Source organism: Tissierellales bacterium, assembly GCA_025210965.1.
GTDB lineage: Bacteria > Bacillota > Clostridia > Tissierellales > JAOAQY01 > JAOAQY01.
In genome coordinates this window covers 1-3,413 of sequence record JAOAQY010000032.1, presented here as the reverse complement: position 1 = coordinate 3,413, position 3,413 = coordinate 1, and the positions used below count along the sequence as shown (strand labels likewise).

The window sequence follows — 3,413 nt, the reverse complement described above, 5'->3', positions numbered from 1 at the left end:
CAGGCCATTAGTGAATTTGCACATGTAACACAAACACAGGCCGAACTGGCTGAGAATTTAACACTTCTTATAAATAAGTTTACTATTTAATTATTAAAAAAATAGTGATTTTTACTAGAAGAATAAATTAAAAAGGGGCTGCTTGAAAATACTATTATTTTCAGGCAGCCCCTTTTGGCTAAACTTTTAACAATGATTTATTTAATGATTAGGTTGATGATGAGTTCTAAATCATTATATTGGTCTATTGAATCTGAGTTACTGTTATCATCTATTCTTTTGCTGGCGATGGCTAAATCTAGAAGGGAAACAATTCCATCGTTATTTAAGTCACCTTGAATTTGGGGCTTTTTATCAGCCGATATTACTATAGCTGGGCCAGTAGTAATTGTTACTTCGCTGGGATTAGAGTGCGAAATATCTGTAATAAGGATAATTTCAGTTGCAGCACCGGTTGTTATAAGAGGTGAATCGTCTAAAGCCTCAAGTCCGAAAGAATGATTTAAAGTAGTCGTTGAATAGCCAATAAAAAGCATGATTGAAAGTATAAAAAATCCAATTGGCGTAGTTTTCCCCTCAATTTTTCATTCATTTGATGCCTTCCTATTATTTTGTATTATCAGTATATTAATAGGTCTCTATAATGTAATATTAAATATAGAAATTCATCATGTTGTTACCGAAATTCATCGTGTTATAATAAAATATTCACAATAATGTTAAACAGATAACAAATTCTTATATTTATAACAGGAACCTCATATATAAGTATTCTAATTTAAAATGAATCCCATAAATCAAATACTTAATGGTATATTTTTTCTAAGACTCATCATATTAAATTCAATTATTTTAATATGATCTTCCCCCTATCTATAAATAATAATTTTTCAACTATCATATACACGCACTACATAAAACCTTTCTGAACACATAAGTAGGACAGTTCGAACTATAAAGAATTACCGCAATTTCTTTGATAATACAATTACATATCCATTATCAAAGGCATCAATAACATAATCAAAGTCAATAAAATGATTGCTTTTGGATATAGAAGCTTTCTTTATTTAAAAAACAAAATTTTAGTTATGCAAAACTTTGTAAAATTGCAAACAGCATAAAATCACTTGGTATCCACTATATCCTTCAAATTGTACGCCAATCTTTTTACGTGCCTATCTAATAATCCTTTTTCCATGTCGGACAGTGTTACCATCGTGTGATTTCGACACTGATACGAGTGCTCTAAATCCCAAATCAACAGATCTGATAATCCCTGTAAGTCCGCATTTTTAGTCTTTTCATCAAAATCAAGTGAAATAGTTAAATCTCTTGTTGTTCCAGGCATCAATTTCTCTTTTGCATCTTGAGTCTCTATTTGCATTGTGATGGCCTTCATTATATTTTGTTTAAATGTCTCGTCATCTAAAGTTGGAAATCTACCATCTTTTGTTTCGAACGAGGGAGAAGCAAAGAGATCCTTCGATCCATGACCAGCAATCACCACTTGTCCTCTCGTACCTGTATCATCAAGAAAGTTAAACGTATATCCGCCACCTACAGAATGATACCCGACAACCTCTTTTATCTCGTAAGGCATATCTGTATTGTCTGTCATTGCTTCAACATCATAAACAGTTACATCGCTTGGATTAGCAAATATCATTCCATACTTATGTGACAACTCTTTAATTTTTAAAGCATCTTCCGGATCATCTCTTTTAAGAGTAATACTATTCATCGACGTTTCTCTAATCTCACTTTTATAGGCATTACTAATGCTCACTTTAAAAGTGTCTGCTTCCTTATTCTGAACTGCAGTATAACTTGTTTTACTGGCAAAATTAGGTATACTATGTACTTTATTTATCATTATAATCCCTCCCTCACATAATAAGTATCGGTAAGTTTTCAATATACATTAATTTATTTTGTATTTTTTCTTTTTTTTATATTTATTTACTAATAATAGTTTTTGTGGTAATATATGTTTAGTTGATGTACCATATTAATGGAGGTAAAGAAAATGAAAAAATTTAAGATTTTTACGCTTTTTGTTTTGATTTTAACCATTCTAGCTGTACCTAGTTTCGCAGGAAGTTGGAATAATATTTCTTTTAACGAAATAGTTAGAAATAACCATAACTATCTTCTAGGGGAATTCGACTCTACTGGTCAACCTTATTTAGACCTCTGGGTAAATCCATCTTCTGGTTCAAAGGATTTAACAGTCTATTTAGTTGAAGTAGATTCTACTGGCACTATTACAGCTATGATAGACCAAAAAACATGGCATGCTGGAAGTAACCAAACAATACATGATGTATGGCATCAATCTAATATCCTAAGAGGGCACTATGCTTACATACTATCTTTTCAAGGCAGCACAACTCGTATCGATGGAAAAGTAGCTTATTTTAAATAGTTAAACGAATCGTATGTCAACTATAATACTCCATAGTATCTTTCTATGGAGTATTTTCATTTTTAAATGAACTAATCTCATTCTATTAACTGCGTTTGTCAAGGTAATAACGACATCAATAAATCGATTTTCTCTTAACTTCCTACTTTGAATTGACCGACAATTTATTTTGAAATACTGTATTCGTTTCAGAAGATAACTTTAACTTTAAGGTCAACTAATTTAACAGCCCAAATAGCAATCAAAATCAAATTTTTCCGCTGAAATTTCATTAAGTTATTGCAAAATATTCAAACACCTAATTTCTATTTTTGGCCCAATTTACCAGACAATAAAAAAATCCTTTGAATAGAAAGGCGATTTTCCTGCCTTTTTCTTCAAAGGATTTAATTGACTTTATTTTTTTCTTTTTCAAGTGGACGATACTCTTTTTCTATCATCTTATCTCTCCACATAAAAAGGGTAACTATACTCAGCTACACTAATTTAAACTGAACTGCGGGGTGTGGTGTTAATGGCAATGATTGCTCCTGTCTCATTTAAAAAGGGGAATCGGGAAATCCCGATTCTGCCCTTTTTACTTGCACTTAATGCTGCAATCGAAGCGGCTAGGGTTGGGGAACAAGGAAAGGAATTTGCTGTTGTTGCCGATGAAGTAAGAAAACTTGCAGAAGAATCTGAGACGACTGTAAAGGGTATTAGAGTGTTAATTCAGCAGGTTCAAGATGCCTTTTCGAATTTATCAGATAATGCCAGTGGTATTTTGACTTTTATTGATGAAAAGGTAACTGTCGATTATCAGCTTTTTTCAGATACTGGTAGACAGTACGCAGAAGATGCCAATAGCATGTCAAATGTTTTAGGACGGTTTATAGAACTGTCGAGCCAAATGGCAGAATCAATAGAACAGATTAATTTTGGTGTAGAGTCTGTAACAAACTCTATTGAACAAAGTACCTCAAACTCTCAGTTAATTGCTACAAAT

Annotated in this window: 3 protein-coding genes and 1 pseudogene; 2 read left to right on the top strand and 2 right to left on the bottom strand. The window is 32.1% G+C overall.

Annotation, left to right across the window (positions count from 1 at the left end):
- Positions 1 to 197: 197 nt before the first annotated feature.
- Positions 198 to 536, bottom strand: a complete 339-nt coding sequence (locus tag N4A40_01895; protein ID MCT4660584.1) for a hypothetical protein — start codon at positions 534 to 536, stop codon at positions 198 to 200.
- Positions 537 to 1,126: 590 nt separating this feature from the next.
- Positions 1,127 to 1,876, bottom strand: a complete 750-nt coding sequence (locus tag N4A40_01890; protein MCT4660583.1) for a hypothetical protein — start codon at positions 1,874 to 1,876, stop codon at positions 1,127 to 1,129.
- Positions 1,877 to 2,029: 153 nt separating this feature from the next.
- Between N4A40_01890 and N4A40_01885 the strand changes: the two genes are divergently transcribed.
- Both N4A40_01885 and N4A40_01880 read left to right on the top strand, forming a co-directional pair.
- Positions 2,030 to 2,428: a hypothetical protein gene (locus N4A40_01885; GenBank protein ID MCT4660582.1), complete on the top strand. Its 399-nt coding sequence runs from the start codon at positions 2,030 to 2,032 to the stop codon at positions 2,426 to 2,428.
- Between the two features lie 577 nt (positions 2,429 to 3,005).
- Positions 3,006 to 3,413: pseudogene (locus N4A40_01880) on the top strand (methyl-accepting chemotaxis protein).

Coding starts and splice junctions, on each gene's coding strand:
- N4A40_01895 (MCT4660584.1), bottom strand. CDS start 536: ATGCTTTTTATTGGCTATTCAACGACTACTTTAAATCATTCTTTCGGA.
- N4A40_01890 (MCT4660583.1), bottom strand. CDS start 1,876: ATGATAAATAAAGTACATAGTATACCTAATTTTGCCAGTAAAACAAGT.
- N4A40_01885 (MCT4660582.1), top strand. CDS start 2,030: ATGAAAAAATTTAAGATTTTTACGCTTTTTGTTTTGATTTTAACCATT.